This is a genomic window from Caballeronia udeis, assembly GCF_044909315.1.
GTDB lineage: Bacteria > Pseudomonadota > Gammaproteobacteria > Burkholderiales > Burkholderiaceae > Caballeronia > Caballeronia udeis_A.
The window spans coordinates 414,358-434,702 of the sequence record NZ_JBIYEB010000005.1; the positions used below are offsets into that span (position 1 = coordinate 414,358).

22 protein-coding genes are annotated in these 20,345 nt (G+C 61.7%); 14 read left to right on the forward strand and 8 right to left on the reverse strand.

Annotated features, from left to right (window positions below):
• Positions 1-10 precede the first annotated feature (10 nt).
• Complete coding sequence (locus ABH944_RS11475) at positions 11-853, reverse strand: ABC transporter substrate-binding protein (protein ID WP_404613266.1); 843 nt, start codon at positions 851-853, stop codon at positions 11-13.
• 33 nt (positions 854-886) lie between these two features.
• On the reverse strand, positions 887-1,780 hold the full coding sequence (locus ABH944_RS11480) for a dihydrodipicolinate synthase family protein (protein WP_404613264.1): 894 nt from the start codon (positions 1,778-1,780) through the stop codon (positions 887-889).
• Between the two features lie 139 nt (positions 1,781-1,919).
• Here ABH944_RS11480 and ABH944_RS11485 point away from each other — a divergent pair, with 139 nt between their 5' ends.
• Positions 1,920-3,173: a M20/M25/M40 family metallo-hydrolase gene (locus ABH944_RS11485; RefSeq protein ID WP_404613262.1), complete on the forward strand. Its 1,254-nt coding sequence runs from the start codon at positions 1,920-1,922 to the stop codon at positions 3,171-3,173.
• A 162-nt stretch (positions 3,174-3,335) separates the two neighbouring features.
• Positions 3,336-3,992 carry a GntR family transcriptional regulator gene (locus ABH944_RS11490; RefSeq protein WP_404613261.1) on the forward strand — a complete coding sequence of 219 codons (657 nt, stop codon included), beginning with the start codon at positions 3,336-3,338 and terminating at the stop codon, positions 3,990-3,992.
• Between the two features lie 18 nt (positions 3,993-4,010).
• Here ABH944_RS11490 and ABH944_RS11495 read toward each other — a convergent pair whose 3' ends face one another.
• From ABH944_RS11495 to ABH944_RS11510, 4 genes are all read right to left on the reverse strand, one after another.
• Positions 4,011-4,748, reverse strand: a complete 738-nt coding sequence (locus ABH944_RS11495; RefSeq protein ID WP_404613259.1) for an amino acid ABC transporter ATP-binding protein — start codon at positions 4,746-4,748, stop codon at positions 4,011-4,013.
• Entirely contained in the window at positions 4,726-5,415 is a 690-nt protein-coding gene (locus tag ABH944_RS11500; RefSeq protein ID WP_404613257.1) for an amino acid ABC transporter permease, read from the reverse strand. The genes ABH944_RS11495 and ABH944_RS11500 overlap by 23 nt, the downstream gene beginning before the upstream one ends.
• Positions 5,415-6,083, reverse strand: a complete 669-nt coding sequence (locus ABH944_RS11505; protein ID WP_404613255.1) for an amino acid ABC transporter permease — start codon at positions 6,081-6,083, stop codon at positions 5,415-5,417. Before ABH944_RS11505 ends, ABH944_RS11500 begins: the two co-directional genes overlap by 1 nt.
• A gap of 72 nt (positions 6,084-6,155) precedes the next feature.
• Positions 6,156-6,986 (reverse strand): transporter substrate-binding domain-containing protein, encoded by an 831-nt coding sequence (locus tag ABH944_RS11510; protein WP_404613253.1) that lies wholly within the window; start codon positions 6,984-6,986, stop codon positions 6,156-6,158.
• A 156-nt stretch (positions 6,987-7,142) separates the two neighbouring features.
• Here ABH944_RS11510 and ABH944_RS11515 point away from each other — a divergent pair, with 156 nt between their 5' ends.
• From ABH944_RS11515 to ABH944_RS11550, 8 genes are all read left to right on the forward strand, one after another.
• Positions 7,143-7,448 carry a (2Fe-2S)-binding protein gene (locus ABH944_RS11515; RefSeq protein WP_404613251.1) on the forward strand — a complete coding sequence of 102 codons (306 nt, stop codon included), beginning with the start codon at positions 7,143-7,145 and terminating at the stop codon, positions 7,446-7,448.
• On the forward strand, positions 7,441-8,862 hold the full coding sequence (locus ABH944_RS11520; RefSeq protein WP_404613249.1) for an FAD-dependent oxidoreductase: 1,422 nt from the start codon (positions 7,441-7,443) through the stop codon (positions 8,860-8,862). The genes ABH944_RS11515 and ABH944_RS11520 overlap by 8 nt, the downstream gene beginning before the upstream one ends.
• An 8-nt stretch (positions 8,863-8,870) precedes the next feature.
• Positions 8,871-10,019: an NAD(P)/FAD-dependent oxidoreductase gene (locus ABH944_RS11525; protein ID WP_404613247.1), complete on the forward strand. Its 1,149-nt coding sequence runs from the start codon at positions 8,871-8,873 to the stop codon at positions 10,017-10,019.
• Positions 10,016-10,966 carry a dihydrodipicolinate synthase family protein gene (locus ABH944_RS11530; protein WP_404613245.1) on the forward strand — a complete coding sequence of 317 codons (951 nt, stop codon included), beginning with the start codon at positions 10,016-10,018 and terminating at the stop codon, positions 10,964-10,966. The genes ABH944_RS11525 and ABH944_RS11530 overlap by 4 nt, the downstream gene beginning before the upstream one ends.
• Complete coding sequence (gene hydA / locus ABH944_RS11535; protein ID WP_404613243.1) at positions 10,963-12,390, forward strand: dihydropyrimidinase; 1,428 nt, start codon at positions 10,963-10,965, stop codon at positions 12,388-12,390. Before ABH944_RS11530 ends, hydA begins: the two co-directional genes overlap by 4 nt.
• Positions 12,391-12,402: 12 nt before the next feature.
• Positions 12,403-12,624, forward strand: coding sequence for an FmdB family zinc ribbon protein (locus ABH944_RS11540; RefSeq protein WP_404613241.1), 222 nt, complete (start codon positions 12,403-12,405; stop codon positions 12,622-12,624).
• A gap of 138 nt (positions 12,625-12,762) precedes the next feature.
• Positions 12,763-13,218: a type II RES/Xre toxin-antitoxin system antitoxin gene (parS, locus tag ABH944_RS11545; protein WP_404613239.1), complete on the forward strand. Its 456-nt coding sequence runs from the start codon at positions 12,763-12,765 to the stop codon at positions 13,216-13,218.
• The gene (locus ABH944_RS11550; protein ID WP_404613385.1) at positions 13,215-13,685 is read left to right on the forward strand and encodes an RES family NAD+ phosphorylase; all 471 of its coding nucleotides are present in this window, start codon (positions 13,215-13,217) and stop codon (positions 13,683-13,685) included. Before parS ends, ABH944_RS11550 begins: the two co-directional genes overlap by 4 nt.
• 161 nt (positions 13,686-13,846) lie before the next feature.
• On the opposite strand, the gene ABH944_RS11555 is transcribed toward ABH944_RS11550, so the two are convergent.
• Complete coding sequence (locus ABH944_RS11555) at positions 13,847-14,896, reverse strand: HAF repeat-containing protein (protein WP_404613237.1); 1,050 nt, start codon at positions 14,894-14,896, stop codon at positions 13,847-13,849.
• Positions 14,897-15,681: 785 nt separating this feature from the next.
• On the opposite strand from ABH944_RS11555, the gene ABH944_RS11560 reads away from it, so the two are divergent.
• Genes ABH944_RS11560 through ABH944_RS11575 form a run of 4 tightly spaced genes read left to right on the forward strand, consistent with a single transcriptional unit; the run spans position 15,682 to position 19,409 of the window.
• Positions 15,682-16,821 (forward strand): ABC transporter substrate-binding protein, encoded by a 1,140-nt coding sequence (locus tag ABH944_RS11560; protein ID WP_404613235.1) that lies wholly within the window; start codon positions 15,682-15,684, stop codon positions 16,819-16,821.
• The gene (locus ABH944_RS11565; RefSeq protein WP_404613233.1) at positions 16,818-17,633 is read left to right on the forward strand and encodes an ABC transporter ATP-binding protein; all 816 of its coding nucleotides are present in this window, start codon (positions 16,818-16,820) and stop codon (positions 17,631-17,633) included. The genes ABH944_RS11560 and ABH944_RS11565 overlap by 4 nt, the downstream gene beginning before the upstream one ends.
• Positions 17,634-17,656: 23 nt before the next feature.
• A complete protein-coding gene (locus ABH944_RS11570) occupies positions 17,657-18,541 on the forward strand; it encodes an ABC transporter permease (protein ID WP_404613231.1) in 885 nt (294 codons plus the stop codon).
• Positions 18,534-19,409, forward strand: coding sequence for a type 2 periplasmic-binding domain-containing protein (locus tag ABH944_RS11575; protein ID WP_404613229.1), 876 nt, complete (start codon positions 18,534-18,536; stop codon positions 19,407-19,409). Before ABH944_RS11570 ends, ABH944_RS11575 begins: the two co-directional genes overlap by 8 nt.
• A 188-nt stretch (positions 19,410-19,597) precedes the next feature.
• On the opposite strand, the gene ABH944_RS11580 is transcribed toward ABH944_RS11575, so the two are convergent.
• Positions 19,598-19,867, reverse strand: coding sequence for a hypothetical protein (locus tag ABH944_RS11580; RefSeq protein ID WP_404613227.1), 270 nt, complete (start codon positions 19,865-19,867; stop codon positions 19,598-19,600).
• Positions 19,868-20,345 lie beyond the last annotated feature (478 nt).

The following is a 20,345-nucleotide window of genomic DNA, read 5'->3' on the forward strand; positions in this document are numbered from 1 at the left end:
GAATCCGCCCTTACTTCGGCTGCGCGATGGCAATGGTCCCGTCAACCGGCTTCATGCCGTACTTCGCGAAGAGCTTCTGATAGCTGCCGTCGGCTTGCATCTGGTCGAGCACTTTCGCGATTGCGCCGGCAAGTTCGGGGCTCTTCGCGGCAAGCGCGACCGGCGTGGGATGCAGGCCCGACACGGCGCGCGCAAAACCCCCACGTTTCTGGTACTCGCCGGCCACGGCATCGATAGAAACAACCGCGTCGAGCTGTCCGCCGGCAAGCGCCTGATAGGCGATCGAGAATGTATCGAAGGTCTGCAGCGTGAACGGCTTGAGGCCTCGCGCCTCCATGTCCTTGATCATCGCGCGTGCCTGCGCTTCCTCGAAACCGCCCAGTTCCACGCCTACCGTGCGGCCCGCGAGATCGTCAGGCTTCGCGACCTTCAAGGGATTGGACATCGCGGTCGAGATACTGATTGCCTGATTTTCGTAGGGAATCATCTGCATGATCTTCGTGCGTGCGTCGGTGACGAAGATGCCGGTATTGATCACATCCCAGCGGCCGCCCTGCAGCCCCGGCACCATGGCGTCGAAGTCGATCTTCACGTATTCCGGCGTGAGACACAGGCGCTTGGCGATCTCCTCGCCGAGTTCGATCCGCATGCCCTTCAACTGCCCCGACCCGTCGATGTACTGAAGCGGCGGCAAGGTCGGGTTGGTCGACATGATCAGCGTGCCCTGCTTGATAAGCGCGCCAGCGGGAACCGTCGCGCTGCAAGCGGCGTTGGCCGCGCCGGCAGCGAAACTCGCGGCAAGCACGACTGCACAGGGGATCACGGCACGGCTGAAGCTCGAACGAAAGAACATGAAGTACTCCGGTAGGCGATTGAGGTCGGGAAGTCAGGAAAGGGTGTCAAGCAAACCGAGTGCGGCAAGGTCCTCACGCAGGGCCTCGCGATCGGCGCCGGGCAATGGCAGACGCGGCGCGCGCGGTTCACCCGCGGGGAGGCCCATCATCGCGAGGCCTGCCTTGCTTGCCGAAACATAACGATGGCCGCCGACCCAGCGCACGATCGGCAGCATCTTCCTGTACAGCGCGAGCCCTGCGTCGAGATCGCGCTGCACAGCGGTGTGCTCGTAAAGCTCGGCCGACCATTTCGGAATCAGGTTCGAGCACACGGCCACCCACCCTTGTGCGCCGAGACACATCGACTCATAGCCAAGAATGCCCGCGAAGACCGTCATGCGATCGCCGCACAATTCGACGATGTCCCGCACGCGCGTGACTTCGAGCGTCGATTCCTTGATGTAGCTGACGTTGTCGATATGCGAGAGGCGTGCGACGAATTCGGGCTTGAGGTCGACATTGGCCGTGGCCGGATTGTTGTAGACCATGATCGGCAGATCGATCGACTCTCCAATGCGCCGGTAATGCTCGAACAGTTCGTCCTCGGTCGGCGTGCTGTAGAACGGCGGAATCACCATCACGCCGTCCGCGCCAAGCTCCTGCGCCTCGCGCGAGCGCGCCACGGCGTCGTCGGTCCATTCCATCCCGGTCCCGAGCAGCACCGGCACGCGGCCCGCGGCGGCCGCAATGACCGTCTGCGCCACTTCGAGCCGCTCCGCATCCTTCAGCGACAGGAATTCACCCGTGCTGCCCAGAGGGATCAGCCCATGAATGCCCTGCTCGATCTGCCAGTCCACCAGCTTGCGCAGCGCGCCGGTATCCACGTGCTTGCCGTCCTCGGTGAACGGCGTAATCAGGACGGTGTACGTGCCTCGGAATGTTTTCATCGTGCTCAGTCAAATCCGTTTTTTTGAACGCTTTGTTTGTGAATATCGTTCGTATATCATTTGTATACAATTTTTATACGTCAAGCGTTTTCAAATTTCCGGACCCTCTGCAGGCCTCCAAGCAACGACTCAACCGCACATGACCCATACCGACCTGAAAGCCCGCATCGCCGCCTGGATCGATGCCCATCGCGAGGCGCAGCAGGCTTTGCTCGCCACACTCGTACGCTGTCCCTCCGACAACCCGCCGGGCGACTGCGCACCGCACGGTGAACTGGCCGCCCGCGAAATGGAAGCGCTTGGCTTCATGGTGGAACGCCATCAGGTACCCGGTGAAGTGGTGGCGCGCCATGGCATGCAAAGCGTGATCAACGTAGTGGTTCGCGAACGCTTCGGTCCCGGGCCTACGGTCGCACTCAGTGCCCACGGCGATGTCGTGCCCGCGGGCGGCGGCTGGAGCACCGACCCGTACGGCGCCGAGGTGCGCGACGGCTGGATGTACGGACGCGGCGCGGCGGTATCGAAGTCGGACTTCGCGACCTACGCCTACGCGCTTCGCGCATTGAAGGACTGTGGGGCGGCGCTCGCCGGAACGATCGAACTGCACTTCACCTACGATGAGGAAACGGGCGGTCTGACGGGTCCCGGCTGGCTGCTCGCCGAGGGCATCACGCGCCCTGATTTCGCGGTCTGCGCGTCGTTCTCGCATCATGTGACGATCGCGCACAACGGCTGCCTGCATCTCGAAGTGAAGGTGCGCGGCAAGTCCGCGCACGCGGCACGCCCCGACACAGGGCACGATGCACTCGAGGCCGCGACGCACATTCTCGCGGACCTTTACGCGCACCGTGCAACGCTCGCGCAGCGCCGTTCGAATGTGACCGGCATCGAGACGCCGACACTCGTCGTGGGACTGATTAACGGCGGGATCAATACCAACGTTGTGCCCGACGAAGTGACGTTCCGCCTGGACCGCCGGATCATCCCGGAGGAGCAGCCGGACGCGGTTGAAGCGGAATTGCGTGCGCTGATTGAAGCAAGCGCCGCGACCCTGGCCGGCATCAGTACCGGGATCACGCAGATACTTCTCGCGCGCCCGTTCATGCCTGTTCCGGGTGCGGAACGGCTCGCTGAAATCTTCTGCCGCGAGGCAAGCGCGGTGATGGGAGAAGCCGTGCCGACCAATGGCGTGCCGCTTTACGCAGACGCGCGTCTCTATGTCGAAGCCGGCGTACCGACGATCATGTACGGCGCCGGGCCGCGCTCGCTGCTCGAGGCCAACGGACATCGCGCGGACGAACGCGTCCCGCTGGACACACTGCCGCTCGCGAGCAAGGTGGTCGCGAATGCGTTGATCGAATTGCTCGCGCCTCCGGCGGCCACGACCGAATGACGCCGTCAATTGTTTGCGGCACGAGACGCACGCGGACTGCTCGCCCGCGCTGACGCTCACCTTCATCAAACGCTCCCGGGAACGCGAGCGTTATCGTGAAACGAAGGGGACTGGTTGATCGCATACAATGCGTATACGTGCATTTAACGCGAGCGAGACAACGTGACAGCATCTCCCCTGACAACCCCGGAAAAACTAGGTGAACTGGCTTACCAGGCTCTGCGGCGAATGATCCTCGACAAGGCCTTGCGCAGCGGCGGCCCCGTCGTCGAAGGGCGGCTTGCCGAGGAACTCAACATCTCCCGCACGCCCATGCGCGAGGCATTGCTGCGGCTTGAAGGCGAGGGTTTGCTGGCCCGCGCGGGAGCCCGCTCTTATTCCGTGCGCTTCGTCAGCACGCAGGAGTATTTCCAGGCAATGAAGGTGCGCGAGTTGCTTGAGGCGGAGGCAATCGGCCTTGCCATCGGCAAGATCGACAAGAAGCAGGTCCAGCAACTGGTGAAGAAGATCAAGGCGCTGCGCAGCGGCCAGCAGGAGCAGGAGCACTGGCAGGTCGACGATCAGGTCCACACCATGATGGCGCACGCCAGCGGCAACGACGTTCTCGCGCGGATGATCGAAGTCGTGCGCACGAACACCCGCTTGTTCGAACTCTCGACGCCCTTCAACCGCATTGAGGAAGATCGCGCGGAGCACCTTGCGATCCTCGAAGCGTACGCAGCCGACGACGCCGATGCCGCCCGCGGCGCCGTTCGCACTCATCTGCAAAACCTGCGCCGTTTCGTGCTCGACCGCCTGAGTGAAGGCAGCGGAGTCTGAAGCGGATCCGGGCATTCATCAGTGACGCAGGATCTTGCCGACGAATTCGCGCGTGCGGGCTTCCTGAGGGGCATCGAAGACCTGCCGCGGCGAGCCGGACTCGATCACATGCCCACCTGCCATGAAGACCACTTTGGACGACACCTCGCGCACGAAGCTCATCTCATGCGACACGATGAACATCGTGATTCCCTCCGACGCCAGCGCGCGAATGGTATCGAGTACTTCAGTGACGAGTTCCGGGTCGAGCGCGGCCGTCACTTCATCGAGAAACAGCACGTTCGGCTTCAACGCAAGTGCGCGAGCGATTGCAACGCGTTGCTGCTGACCACCCGACAACTCGTCCGGATACGCTTTCAGCCGATGTTCGAGGCCCACGCGCGTAAGCAGCCGGATGGCATCCTCTTCCACCTGCTTGCGCGGCCAGCCCTTGATCCTGGTGGGCGTGATCATCACGTTGTCGAGCACGGTCATATTCTGGAACAGGTTGTATTGCTGGAAGACAATCGCAATCTCCGAGCGCAACGCACGCACCGCCGCCTTGTCCGCATAGTTCACGAGGCTGCCGTTCATCCGCACGCTGCCGTGTTCCGGCGGCAACAGTCCCGTCAGAACCCGCAGCAACGTGCTCTTGCCCGATCCGGAAGGTCCGATCAGGCTGACGATCTCGCCCTTCTCCACTGACAGGTTGATCCGCTCGAGGACCGTGTGCGGCCCGTACGACGCCTTCAGGTCAACTATTTCGAGTAGCGGCAAGTTTTTTCTCCAGGCGCTTACCGAAGCGCGACAACGGGTACGACATCACGAAATAAAGCATCAGGACGGTTCCGTACACGAGCCATGAAGAAAAGCCCTTGTTGGTCAGCACCTTGCCGGCCGAGGTCAATTCCATCACACCAATCTGCGAGGCCAGCGCGGTGTCCTTGATGAACATGACGAAGAAGCCGAACGTGGGCGGTACGACCACGCGCCACGCCTGCGGCACGATCACGAAGCGCAAGGTTTCGAAGGTCGAAAAATTCATCGTCTGGGCGGCTTCCCACTGGTTTCCATGTACCGATTCGAGTCCGCTTCGAATGATCTCTCCCAGGTAGGCGGACGCAATCAGGCAGACGCTCAGCGACGCAACGGCAAACGTCGAGAGATTAGCTTTCGACGACTGGCTCGCGAAGAACACGAGCATCAGCGTCACCAGGAACGGGATGCGGCGAAACAGGAAACAATAGGCGAATGCGAGCGCTCGCAGCGGCGCCATCGCACGGGAACGGGTGACGCGGACAACCGCCACGACCAACCCCGCCACGAACCCCGCGAAGCAGCCGAGCGCCGACAGCACGAAAGTTGCAGCGAGTCCTTCCGCCAGCAACAGCAGGTTGTAGAAGGAAAATAGCTGGACGATTTCAGCTTGTGAAGAGGTGAACATCAGAACACCTTGATTTTGGCGCGGCAGGCATGACGCCCGATCATCGCCAGCGCGAAGGTGGCGATCAGTGTGACCGCGATGTACAGGACAGCGGCCACGCTGAACGCCTCGACCGAAAGATACGTTTGCGAACTGAGGTTATACGTGCGGCCCGTCAGTTCCTCCACGCCAAAGATTGACGCCATCGAGGTGCCGAGCGTCATGACGATGAACTGGTTCGACAGCGGCGGGAACATCACCTTCAGCACGTGCGGCAGGATCACCTGCCGCACGATCTGCGGCGTGGAAAAGCCGAGCACTTCGGCCGCTTCGACTTCCATCAGCCGGACCGAATCGAAACCGGCGCGCTGGATCTCGCACAGATACGCGCCCGCGTTGAACGTCGCCCCGATCAACACCGCCGTAAAAGGAGACAGCGTCACGCCGATCTCGGGCAACGCAAAAAACAGGAAGAATATCTGCACGAGTTGCGGCGTGTTGGTCGCGAAGATCACATACGCCCTCACCACCCTGCGCAAAAACACCGGCCCGTAGCGCAACACCGAGGCGCATACGAGACCGATGAGCATGCCGAACCCGAACGCGAGCACGGCAATTTGCAGACTGAGCCATGCACCGCCAAGCAGATAAGGCCACTGCTGGAGGATCGGCTCGAAATGTAGGGTCATCGAATAGTGGCTCCCGCCGGATGCGCAGCGCTCGTCCGTTCATCACAACCGAAACGCTGCCGTCAGTTTCGCCTACTGTGCGGCTGCAACAGGCGCGGGTCCGGCAGTTGGGTCATGCAGCATCGCACTGCCGAACCACTTCTTCCAGCTTGCAGCGACAAAGCCGTTTTTCTGCAACGCATCCACTTCCTTGTTCAGGCGCTGCGTCAACGCCGTATTGCCCTTCTGCACGCCGATACAGTCGTAGTCCACTTCAATCGGAGCATCCACCACACGCCATTTCGTCGGGTAATTCTTCGTATAGCTCAGCATGAAGTCCAGCACGTCGATCAAGGCATCGGCGCGGCCCTGGGCTATCGCGCGCACGGCGTCCGGGTAGTTATCGAGGATCAGGAGCTGCGCCTTGGGCAGCTTTTCCTGGATCAACTGGATAGGCGTCGTGCCGCGTACCTGCACGAGGCGCACCTTGGGATCGTTCAACTGCGTCCAGTCCGTATAGGACGTCGCTTGCGTCGTCAGGACGCCCAGCACTTCAGTGTTCACCGGATCGGTGAAATCGATCACCTTCAGGCGATCCGCGTTGCGCGTCATGCCGCCCATCACCGCGTCGATCTTGTCGGTCATCAGGAACGGCACGCGATCATTCGATCCAACCGGAACGATTTCGAGTTTAACGCCGAGCGAGTCCGCAATCTTCTTGGCGATGCTGACATCGAAGCCATCGATATTGTTCTTCGCGTCGTAGGTGCCGAGCGGCGGCAGGTTCGGGTTGATGCCGAACACGATCTTCTTCGACGCAATGATTTCGTCGAGCGTGCGGGCGCTGGCGCTGAACGAGCCGAGCAATGAGCACGCGGCAAGACCCACGGCGAGCAGGCGGCTCAGGAGAATCTGGGATTTCATACGGTAACTCCGTAAAGGTTCGGGGAAGATGGCTCACAGTTCTGGCATGCGGTTCGGGTACTCCCGGATCCTCTTTTTTTGACCAATTTACGTATACGAACCGTATACGATAGTATGGAAACATCGACGAAATTAGTTGTCAAGGGAGGCTGTCTCATGCTGAATGAGAAGACCATGCGGATCGATAATGCAGGCCACGGCGCGACCATCTGCTTTTTCTTCGACGGCCTGACGATCCCGGCGCGCATCGGCGAAATCGTGGCGGCCGCCCTGTTCGCGTCGGGTACCAGGACCTTGCGTACGAGTCCGCGTGAGCTCATGCCGCGCGGCATGTTCTGCCTGATGGGGTCCTGCCAGGAGTGCCTGGTCATGGTCGACGGTCGCCGCGTGCTGGCATGCCGGACCACGGTTGCTGATGGAATGCGTGTTGAGAAAGTACCGGAGGCCTGCATCGATGCCTGACTTCGACGTCCTCGTGCTCGGCGGTGGCCCGGCTGGCGTGAACGCAGCGTTGGCGGCGTCGGCGGCGGGTCTCAAAGTGGCACTGTTCGACGAGAACACGGCAGCGGGTGGCCAGGTCTATCGCGCGCCGATCGACGCCTCTGGCCCTCCGGCCGGAGGCCGGCAAGCCAGCGACACCCTGCGGCGCGAGCTCGCCCAAAGTGCGGTCACTACCTACTTCAATCATGTGGTGTGGGCTGTCACCGCGGACTATCGCGTCGATGCCGCGGGTCCCGCGGGTCCCATGCATTGCACCGGGCGCGCGCTGATCGTCGCCACGGGCACCACGGAACGTGTCGTGCCCTTCGAGGGGTGGACCACGCCCGGCGTAATAGGACTCGCCGCCGCGACCATTCTCCTCAAATCGCAGGGCATCCTGCCGGGACGCTCGACGCTCGTGGCCGGCTGCGGACCATTACTCGCTGCCGTCGCGGCGAAGACCCTGGAAGGCGGCGGCAACGTCGAGGCGATTGCGGATATGGCAGGCCTGGGAGACTGGGGGCGCACACTGCCTGCCATGGTGTCGCGGCCCGACCTGATGCGCGAAGGGTTCCACTGGTGGCGCGAGATCCGCCGCGCGGGTGTGCCAATTCTCTCGCGGCACACGATAGTCAAGGTCGAGCCAGCCTGCGACGGGTTGCTCGCGACCCTTGCTCCCTGCGACGCTGCGGGCCGGCCCGTCGCCGGAACACGCCGGAGCGTGGTCGCCGATTGCATCACGGTCGGTCACGGCCTGACCCCGTCGACCGAGATCACGCGCCTCTTGCGGGCGGAACACCGGTACTCGCGGCAAGCGGGCGGCTGGGTCGTCGTGGCCGACCAGGACGGCCGTACGTCGCGCCCCAGGCTCTACGTGGCGGGCGATGGTGCAGGCATCGCCGGCGCGGCTGCAGCGAGCCACCACGGCACGCTCGCAGGGCTCGCCTGCGCCATCGACCTTGGCGGCACCGGCACCACCCAGTTCCGGTCGCGCGTGCCGGCCGCGCGTCAACTGCACGTCAAGGCTGCGCGCTTCGGCCGTTCGATGGCTCAATTGATGGCGTTGCGGCCCGGCCACGTCGACAGCATCGGGCCGCAAACCATCGTCTGCCGATGCGAGGACGTGACTCGCGCCGAGATCGACACCGCCTGCGATGCCGGCGCGCACGACGTGAATCAACTCAAGGCCTGGACCCGATGCGGCATGGGACCGTGCCAGGGGCGCACATGTGCGGACGTGGCGGCGGAACTGCTGGCCGCGCGCGTGCATGGCGGCTTGCGAGAACCTGCCGGCTGCTTTTCGGCCCGCACGCCGTTGCGGCCCATCACGGTGGAAGCGCTCACTGGCGACTTCAGCTACGACGACATTCCCATCCCGAAGGCGGCGCCCTTATGAACCAGGCGATGACAACCGCATTCGATGCCGCCGTGATCGGTGGCGGCGTGATGGGCTGCACGACCGCGCTGTTCCTCGCGCGCGCCGGCATGCGGGTAGCCGTGATCGAACGCGATGCGCTGTGCCGTGGGGCATCGGGTGTGAACGCCGGCACGTTGACGCTGCACATGACGCGCGCCGCGCTCGTTCCCTACGCCATCCGGGCATGGAAAATGTGGATGAACACCGGCGCGTGGCTAGGACGTGACGTATTCGCCACCGCTGCGCCCGGCCTCTCGCTGGCCTTCACGGAGCATGAAAAGACGCTGCTGCAGCAACGAGCCGCGGCAAGACGCGAGTACGGCGCGCAGATCGACCTGCTCGACCGGGATGCTGCGCTTGCCGTCGAGCCCGGCCTGAATGCAGCGGTACTGCAAGCCGCGTACTGTGCTACGGACGGCTTCGCCAGCGCCTACCTCACCGGCCGGGCTTACCATGCGGCGTTGCGTGAAGCGGGCGTGCATATTTTCGAGCAGACACCGGCAACGCGCATCGACCGGGTTGCCGGGATGTATCAGGTGAGCGGCCCGGACGACGCCATCCATATCGACGCGACCCGTCTGGTGATGGCGGGCGGCGTATGGCTGGAACCGCTTCTCGCGATGCTCGGCATCAACATCCCCGTCAAGACGCTTGTCAATCAGTTGATCGTCACCGAACGCATGCCGCCCGTGATGCAGTCAGTACTAAGCATTGCGAATGGATTGCTGTCGATGAAGCAGTTCGCCAACGGCAGCGTGCTGATAGGCGGCGGCTGGCAAGGCATTGGCGATCGCGAGCGTGGCGGCGTGGAAACCGTGCCGGACAACCTGATCGGCAATCTCCGGCTCGCGCAGCATGTGATCCCCGCGCTCGCCAAGGCGCGCGTGGCCCGTATCTGGCTCGGCCTCGAATCCGAAACCGCCGACGCCATGCCGATGATCGGCGCGCTTCCCGGTCTTGCGAATACCTGGGTGATCGGTTGCGTGCACTCCGGTTACACCAGCGGCCCCTACATGGCCAAGCTGCTTGCCCAGGCGATGCTCGGCGAGGAACCCGAGTTGCCCCTCTTCGATCCGGCGCGGCTCGTCGTTCCTGCCGGCGCGCTCACCCAATCTTATCGAGAAAAGACAGAATGATTCCCACGCATGCCGACCCGTTCAACGGCGTTTATGCCGCCACGCCGTGCCCCCTCGACGCGGACGGCCGACACCTGGACGAAGCCGCGCTCGCGCGGCACATCCAGACGGTGGCGAACATCGACGGCATTGCGGGCCTGCTCGTGAACGGCCACGCCGGCGAGAACTTCGCGCTCTCTGCAGCGGACAAACGGCGCGTAGTGGACATTGCGCGTGCCGAGTGCGGGGACCGCCTGATCATCGTAGCGGGCGTGAACTCCGAGGACAGCTATGAAGCGCAGGCCCACACCAACGATGCGAAACAGGCCGGCGCCGACGCCATGCTGCTGTTCCCCCCATTCTCTTGGGCGCTGTCGACCGATATCGACACTGTTCTCATGCATCACCGGGTCGCCAATGCGCAGGCTCGTTTACCCATGATGCTGTACCAGGCCGGCGTCGCCACGGGCGGCATGGCCTACACGCCGCAGATGCTCACCGCGCTCGTCGGCTTGCCCGAGGTCGTCGCCATCAAGGAAGGCAGTTGGGAAACCGCCGCCTACGAAGCGAACCGCCGGTTGATCAAGTCGATCGCGCCGCATGTGGCCGTCATGGCTTCCGGCGATGAGCACCTGTTCACCTGTTTTGCGCTCGGCACCGAAGGCAGCCTCGTCAGCCTCGCGGCCGTCGTGCCTGAACTGATCGTGGCGCTGTATCGGGCCGTTGAACACGGCGATCTCGACCAGGCCCGGGGGCTTCATGAGCGCGTCTATCCGCTCGCGAAGGCCATCTACGGAACCGCGCCCGGCTCGCACGCCAATGCACGCCTGAAGGCCTGCCTGTATTTGCTCGGCCAGTTCCCCCATGCGTCGATGCGCCCACCCATCCCGCCGCTCTCCCATGCAGAAATGGCGCGTCTCGAAGACGCGCTCGCCATCGCCACCAGCGCTCAACGGAGTGACTCATGACGCCAACCCTGACCCCAACCCTCATCAAAGGCGGCCGCATCATTACGGCAGTTGACGACTATGTCGCCGATATCCTCGTGGAAGGCGAGCGCATTGTCAGCATCGGGCTGAACCTCGATGCGGGACCGGATGCGCGCGTGATCGATGCGGCAGGGCTGCTGGTGTTTCCAGGGGGCGTCGATTGCCATACGCATATGGAGAACACCTTCGGGCCGTCGGTGACGGCCGACAACTTTGCGTCAGGCACGCGCTCGGCGGCCTTCGGCGGCACGACGACGATTATCGATTTCGCGCTGCAAACCGCAGGCACGAGCCCGCTTGATGCGATCTCGCGGGCGCAGTCGAAGGCAGCATCGGTGGCGAGCATCGACTATGGCTTTCACGTGATCGTGACGCAGGTGGACGAGCGTGTGCTCGGTGACATGCAATATGCGATCCGTCATGAAGGGGTATCGAGCTTCAAGATGTTCATGGCGTATCCCGGCACGGTCATGTCGGACGACGCCGCCATTTTCCAGGCGATGCGAATGGTGGGCCAGCACGGCGGCATGATCGCGCTGCATGCCGAGAACGGCACGATTATCAACCTGTTGATTCGCGAAGCGATCGCGCAAGGCCACACCGCGCCGCGTTATCACGCGTTGACCCGGCCCGCGATCATGGAGGGCGAAGCGACACATCGCGGCATCAAGCTCGCCGAACTCGCCGAAGCGCCGGTCTACTTCGTCCACCTCTCGGCGAAAGAAGCGTTGAAGCATGTGATCGAGGCGCGCGACCTCGGCATTCCCGTGTTCGCGGAGACCTGTCCGCACTATCTGTTCTTCGACGACTCGGCGTACGCCGACGACAGCTTCGATCTCGCGCGTTACGTGATGAGTCCGCCGTTGCGATCGAAGGAGGCGCAGAAGGCACTCTGGACAGCGCTCAAGACCGACGATCTGCAACTGATCTCGACCGATCACTGTCCCTATTGCATGAAGGAAGGCCATCGTGGCAACGTCAACCAGAAGCCGCTCGGGCGCGACGATTTTTCGAAGATCCCGAACGGCGTGCCTGGCGTCGAAACGCGCATGACCGTGGTCTACGACGGCGGTGTACGGAGCGGGCGCATCACGCTCAATCGATTCGTCGAGTTGATGTCGACTGCACCGGCCAAGCTCTTCGGCCTCTTCCCGAAAAAGGGAACGCTTGCGGTTGGCAGCGACGCCGATATCGTCCTGTTCGATCCGGACGAGTCGCACACGATCAGCGCGGACACGCAACACAGCGATTGCGACTTCACGTTGTTCGAGGGACGTGAGGTCACGGGCCGGGTGAAGACCGTGTTGCTGCGAGGAGAGTTGCTGATCGACAACGGCAACTGGGTCGGACGGACCGGTCAGGGAGAGTTCGTCGCGCGCGGCGAACTGGGCGGCCACTGGTAGAGCGAGAGCCTCATGCCAATCTATGAACATGCCTGCGATACCTGTGGTGCGTTCGATTCCATGCGCCCGGTTTCCAGACGCGACGAGCAGGCGTCCTGCCCCGAGTGCGGGGTGTTGTCGCCGCGTGTCACCAGCGGTTCGACGGTGCTGCTGGCGACGCGCGACCGGAAAATGCCGGGGGAAGAAGGAGCCTATGGTTACAGGCATCAAGGCGCTTGCCGTTGCTGTTCCTAGAAATCCATGTCTGTCACGATCTTGCGTGGGCAGAAAAACGACGTGGGGTCGAAGCCGTTGACAGCACATTCGAGCGCTACTGGCCAAGAATTCGGCAAAACGCCTATAATGTAGGGGCATATTGCCGAAGGAGGCTCCATGACCCTTGTTTCGTTTAAACCGACTGGCGCGGCCGATCCGCGACGGGCCGAGTTCAACATGCTGGAGCAATTGCTCGACGCCCGGATTCAGTCCGGTGCAGATCTCGCGGAGATAGCAAACGCCCGAGTGGACGTTACCGTGATCGACCGGCTTTCGGAGCGTGGCCTGAAGATGGACGAGCTCTCTTTCATCATCCCGCGACGCACGCTGACACATCGGCGCCAGCATCACGAGCGGCTATCGACCGACGAGTCCGACAAGGCGATCCGGCTCGCGAAGATTCTCGCCCAAGCCATGTCGGTCTTCGGTGACCCGGACAAAGCAATGGCCTGGCTCAGGAGCGATCAGGTGCGCTTTGGCGGAAAGTCGGCACTGGATATGACCAGCACCGAGCATGGGGCACGTCTCGTAGAGGAAGCTCTTGTCCAGATAGACGAAGGTTACTTCGCCTGATGGTCCTTTGGAGAATAAGCAACTACGCGGACCTGAGAGGTATAGGTGGACTCCGCGCTCCGGGGCGATGGCATTTTGCGGGACAGCCCATCGTCTACCTGGCCGAACACCCGGCGCTGGCTCTCCTTGAGATTCTTGTCCACATGGAGATCGGCAGTGTTGGCCAGTTGCCTGACGGCTATCAATTGTTGCGCGTCGATGCCGGTGATGACGTTCCAGTCGCTGAGATCGCGGACGCCGATGTCCCGGACGACTGGCGGCAAAATCCCGACTGGTCACGTGGCGCGGGCACGGAGTGGCTGCAGACGGAAACGACCGCGGTGTTGAAGGTACCGAGCGCGGTCGTTCCGTTCGCCCACAACTTCCTTTTCAACCCGGCCCATCCAGCCGCTGACTCCGTGCGAATTGTTGACGCGCTCCATGTAAAGCACGACGACCGGATCCTTAAGCTTCTGACTCGAGGCTGAATATCCGTTCTGTCCATTTGGCCGGGCCGTCGCTAAATGCCTGTCGCACGACCATGAAGCACGAGCCCCGAGGTTGAAGAGAACCCGAAAGCGCTGCGAGACCACGCGCTATGGCGGGTCCCGCAGTTCAACGCTGTTTGTTGATCGCTAGAGGTCGGCAGTCACTTTTTTTCTCGTGTCCAAAGGACGGCGTGCCACACGGAGGAATCCGGTGCGGAATAGCCCGCGACCTGGCCGCGATTATTGATCCCCTGAGCGATACTTTGGCTGTCACCGGAGAGCGTGCCCAAGTCGGTCATCACGCCCTTTTCAAACAAAAAAGCATGCTGCTGCCACCCGCTTGCGGTATCCGACGAGCCGACCACCTGGCCGCGATCGTTGATCCCGTAAGCGGCACTCTTGTTGCCACCGGGGAGCGTGCCCAGGTCGGTCATTACCCCTTTTTCAAACAGAAAGGCGTGCTGATCCCCGCTTGCGGTAGTCGACGAGCCGACTACCTGGCCGCGATTGTTGATCCCGTAAGCGGCGCTGCTGTTGCCGCCGGGGAGCGTGCCCAGGTTGGTCATCACGCCTTTTTCAAACAGAAACGCGCGCTCGTTGTTGTCGCTTCCAGTGGACCAGCCGACCACCTGGCCGTGCTCGTTGATGCCGTAAGCGGAGCTGTAGTAGCCACCGGGGAGCGTGCCGAGGTCGGTCATCACCCCGTTTTCAAACAAAAAAGCTTGCGACGCCCGGCTTGCGTCAAACGACCAGCCGACCACCTGGCCGCGCTCATTGATTGCGCTAGCGGCACTGTTGTCGCCGCCGGGGAGCGTCCCCAGGTCAATCACCTGCCCCTTTTCGAACAGGGTAGCGCGCGGGTACCCGCTTGAATTGAACGAGTAACCGGCCGTCTGGCCGCGATTGTTGATCCCGTAAGCGGCAGAAAGCGTGTCGCCACCGGGGAGTGTGTGCAGGTCGGTCACCACTCCGTTTTCAAACAGGGAAGCATGCTGATCCCCGCGCGCGTCGAACGAGTCACCGACTACCTGGCCGCGCTCGTTGATCGCGACAGCCTGGCTGCTGTTGCCACCGGGGAGTGTGCCGAGATCCTTGATGACGAGACTTTGGCCTGCGGCGGGCTGGAATGCGGCGACCGTGAGCAGGGTAAAAACAATTAAGGCGCGGTTAACATAGTTCGTATTGCTAATTGGCCTGCATACGGATTTCATGACGACTCCCTTTTTGTGAGACACAAGCTGGATCACAATCGGCGACCTGAGCGCAGGCGTGCCGGATGCGTTTTGCTGAGGACTACCTGAGAATTGTGGACGAGCCCGGACTTCATTCGGGCCGGGGAACTGCTATATAGCTATCCAATAAGCGGCTTAGCGCCAAGCCCTGTGTGATCGTTCGACGTCCAGAGCCGGATACGACATGCACCAACATCGACGTCAACGTCCGCACGACTTCGATTCATGTGCGGCGCGAGCGGTACGTCTTGCGTCTCAATGTAAGTGGAGGTCGATAAAACGTCGAGTTTTTTATAAAAGAAAAAAATCCGGTATATGCGCCATGGATCACCGTGATCGCCCATAAGCGGCTCCCCTATCGGGATTAAAAATGTGTACGGATAGAAGTTATCGATCAGTTTAGTCTAAGGAATGTTTTCTTCAACTTCTTAAATAGTGAGGCAGATTAATGACACTACCCCCGCCTTCGATGTGCCCCAGAGCGAGACACCCGCCGCGATGGGGAACGCGTAGCGCTAAACGACAACAGCTTGTCGGAAAACCGCCAATCTTCCGCATGTGCTAAGTGGCTTGGCGATAGTTCGATTGTCCGGATACGCCTCCCCTTGCATTTTCCCTGCTATTGAAAGCATTTTTAATTGGTTAGGCACGGGGCCGGCAAAAGCGAAAATTGTGGTTGCTTCAGGTCGCGAACCTGCGCGCTTTTATGCCCCGGCCGCGTTCGTGCCTGTCGATTTCGCCGCTTCCTTTTGCCAGGTATCCCGATGCGCTCTATCCCGACCCGGTCCCGCCTGCGTGACCGCACGATCTCCGTTGCCGTTGCATCGATTGCGGCGTCGCTGCTGCTCCTCCAAAGCGGCTGCAATTCCCGCGATGACGCCACGAACGCCACCAGCGTCGCGTCTTCGAACGGTGCAGAAGCCAGGAACGTGACGTATTTCAAGTATCCCGACAACCCGGCGTTCGACCTTGTTTATCTGGCGGACAAGCTCGGCTACTTCGACGGTACGAGTACACGCCCGAAGTATGTCGGGAAGGTCTCGGCGCCGCAGATCATTCCGCTGGTCGGCACGGGTGAGATCGACTTCGGCACACGGATGGTGCCGCTTGTCATCTCCGCAATCGCCAGCGGTGCCGACATCAAGGTCATTTCCGCCGGCGGCGAAACCCTGCCCGACGCACCGCACATGAAATACTTCTCGCGCAAGGACTCCGGCATCAGGGAGCCCAAGGACTTTGAAGGGAAGACCGTTGCGTTCAACAGCTTCGGCGCGTGCGCCGAGTTCGTCACGAAGAAATATCTCTCGCAGCATGGCGTGGACGTGTCGAAGGTTAACTGGCTGGTCGTGCCCGACAACCAGTCTCAACAGGCGCTGGTCACGAAGAACGTCGACATCGCGATCATTCATCCGCCGTTCTCTGGCGCCGCCGAACATGACCCGCAATTACACAAGCTGTGGAGCGACTGGGACGAGGATCACGGCCTTGGCGGGATGGCGCCGTACAGCGTGAACGGTGCGTTTGCGCGAGCCCATCCGCAGGCGGTGCGCGACTTCGTGGCCGCCATTGCCAAGGCCGGGAACTGGGTCAACGCGCACCCGGACGAAGCACGCAAACTGACGGCCGAGCGGCTCGGAATCGACGTCGACGTGGTCGAACGTTATGCCTACGTCAAGGACCTGGTCGTCACCACGCCGCCTATCCAGTACTACATCGACATCCTCGAACAAGCGGGCAAGATCCCGAAGGGCAAGGTCAAGGTGGAAGACGTGTACACCAACGAGTACAACCCTTACGCCCAGCCCCCCGCGCGCGCGAATGCGCCTGCGGGTCCGAACAAGTCCGCGTCGGCCACACCAGGTCATGATGCAAGACCGCTGGCGTCCGTGGAAGCAGCATCGTGAGCAGCGTATCATTGCACCCCGACAAGATTGTCGCCGAGCATCTTGGCCTGACCTACGTGGACGAGGGAACACCGGGGCAGGCGCGCAGGAATGTCGTGCTCCAGGATTTCAACCTGTCGGTGCGCGAAGGCGAATTCCTCTCGGTGCTGGGACCCAGCGGCTGCGGCAAGTCGAGCCTCCTCAACATACTTGCCGGGCTCGTGCGGCAGACGCAAGGCGATGTTCGTATCGACGGACAGATCCTGAGCGGCGTCAGCCGGAAGCTCGGTGTCGTATTCCAGGGATACGCGTTGTTCCCGTGGCGCACGGTCATTGAGAACGTGGAAATCGGCCTTGAAATACGCGATGTAAAACGTGCGGAACGCCGTGAGCAAGCCGCACATTTTCTTTCGCTGGTCGGCTTGCAAGCGTACGGCAATCATTATCCGCACCAGCTTTCCGGCGGCATGCGCCAGCGCGCGGCCATTGCCCGAGCGCTCGCCTACGGACCCGAAGTCCTGCTGATGGACGAGCCCTTCGGCGCGCTCGACGCCCAGACCCGCGAGTCCCTCCAAAGCGAACTGCTTGCCATTTGGGAAAAAAGCGCCAAGACCGTGGTCTTCATCACCCACAGCATTGATGAAGCGATCTTCCTCTCCGACCGCGTAGCGATCATGACGCGCGGTCCCGGGAAAGTGAAGGCGATCATGGAAATTCCCTTGCCGCGGCCACGCGACGACTCCGTCCGCAATTCAGCACAGTTCCTGGCACTGCGGCAGCGCGCGTGGGAGTTGCTGAAGACCGAGGTCGCCGAGACAGCGCAGCCCGCCTGAACGCGAACATACGAGGACCATCCATGCATAATCGATCTTCCGCGACGGTTCCCCTTCCCTCCGGCGAGTCATTCGCTTCCGGCGCCGTCGCCTCGCAATCAAAACAACCTGCGCCGGCTGCAGCACCTTCACGAGTGCGCGCTCACGCCGTGCACATCGTCGAACGCAGCATCGCGCTGATTGCATTCCTGCTGTTATGGGAATTGCTGCCACGCCTTGGCATTGTCAGCTCGGCTTATCTCAGCCCACCTTCCGCAGTGGTAGTCGCGATAGCCCATCTCTTCGCGACCGGCGAGGTGTGGAAGCATCTTGGCAGTAGTGCATTTCGCTCTATCGCGGGGTTGTTGCTTGCCGTTGCGGCCGGAATCCTAAGCGGCTTTTTGCTGGGCTGGTTCCGACGCGCTGAGCGAATTGCCGATCCGCTTTATCAACTATTGCGGCAAGTCTCCGCATTCGCGCTGTTCCCTGTCTTCATGCTTTTCCTGGGCATTGGGGAATCGTCGAAGATAGCGATTATTGTGTGGGCCGCATTCTGGCCTGTGCTGCTCAATACCCTCGCCGGCGTCAAGCAAGTGGAGCGGATCTTTATCGATTGCGCACGGTCGATGGGCGCAACGCAAAAATTCATATTCACCAAGGTCATCTTGCCGGCGGCCTTGCCGCAGATACTGACCGGGATCAGGCTTGCCGGTGCGTACAGCATCACCGCGCTGGTCGCAGCCGAGATGATCGGTGCGCGCTCGGGGCTAGGTTTCTACACGCTCAACTCACAGGAAACATTCCAGATCCCCGATATGTATGCGGGTATCGTGCTGCTTGCGCTCTTTGGTTTGCTGATCAACTACGGACTTTCGATGCTCGAGCGCAGGCTGCTGCGCTGGCGCGTCGGCATTGCGCAGAATGGCTAGCGACGGAGTCAGCGCGGGTCCGCTCGGTCCGCACTACGGGTCAAGGGCGCGCAACCGTACGATTGTTTTTCTGCTGGTGCTGGCGTGTATCAGCGCAGTGTTGAGCCGGTTCGTCACGCTTGAAAAACCGTTCGCGGCCGCCGCTCTTCGCGGTCGGCTGATTGTCGCGGTGCCCCCGCGGCCCGCGCCTGTTCTCACGGTTGGACATGTGGACCGTACGCTGCGCTCGCCCGATCCTTTCTCCGCTGCGTTGGCCGAGGATCTCGGACGGCGCCTGGGGTTGCCCGTTGACCTGTTGCTTAGCGGGCCCGGTGCCGCGGCAACCGCAGTCGCAACCGGCAAGGCCGATGTCGCCATCGACGCTTTGCCGTTCCGACCCGGCTCCGGGCTATCTTTCTCGCCTGTCTCCTATGCGACTGGCCGGGGACAAGCGCTTGTGCTGCGTCACGGCAACGTGCACGACTGGGCAGCCTTGCGTGGAGGCTCCATCTGCACGTCGACAGGCAATGCTTACGGACCCCGCGCCGCGCGGCTTCATAACGTGCGTCTCATTACCTACGACCGGCCGCTCGACGCGCTGCTGGCGTTCCAGGCTGGCGAATGCACCGCCTTGGTGGACGATGAGCTCGTCATCAAGTCGCTATTGAAGCAGCCCGACTGGAGCTATTACAGTGTGCTTCCTGGTGACATCGCTCCCACGCCCTCGTTCATTGCGACCGCAGGCGGAGATACAGCAAGCATGCGATTCGTCGATACCACCATCCGCGCGTGGCGCCAGAGCCGATGGCTGACAACAGCACGCGAAAACGTGGCGAAGCAGCTCGCGTTCGACATGTTCATCGCCGAAAACGACCTGTACTGTCATTGACTTGATGGCCGGTTCTACTAGACGCGGTAAGCAGGTCGTAGAGGTCCGTATAAAAACGTCGAGTCGACTTTCCTTGTTTCCCGCCATGGCAACTTGCCTCGCATTGGCGCCTGAAGGAATGCTTCCGTAACAGCTCACGGAGATCCCCAGGTTCACGGGAAGCCGTTCAAAATGGACGCGACGCCTCGTTAGCTTCCTCCTCGGTAAAGCTCGCGCATCTGCGCTGCCTGGTCACTGTTCTGAAAATCTTGCAACTCGCGCATCACTTGCTCGCGTGTTTTTCCAAAGGAAACGGGAGGCATAGGCATGGCAGCCGGAACCGCGACCGATGGGTCCTGCGAGACGGTGCCCGCGGCTACCGACTCGGTCTGATTGGCCGCCGACTGGGCGAAGCATCCGTCTGCGGTGACTCCTGCCATCATGGCAAGACAGATGGCGATCGATTGATGAAGTTTCATGAGCGTTCTCCCTCGGAGTTTAAGAGATCGGCCTGTGCTTCATTCGCCGACCGGCAGCAGTCTTCGCACAAGCCAAGGCAGGTTCGGCTCGGGCGACGGCCAACCAGATCCGGGCGCGTTTGTCGAATGCCTTGCTGCGTTGCTGTCATAGTCATTCTTGGTCGGACGACACGCCGTCGCAACGCACATGTGTAGGCGACGGACAAGTAACGCAGATGAAAGATGTATGCACTCCCGTTGGCCGATCCCGGCGATGTATCAGATAGTCGCCTTTCAGGACCTGGACTCCTTGCCAAACCGTCCAGCTGCGGGCAAGGACACATCACACCGCCGATACATTTGTGGCTGATCGCAGGGATCGCGACCTGTTATTCTGCTTTTATCGCACTGTGGCTGCGCACGAGGGTGTTGTGTACTCTTGGCCACCGGCGCCGCTTTCGCTGAAATGTGCCGTCTTACTTCGTTAGCCACGTTTGGT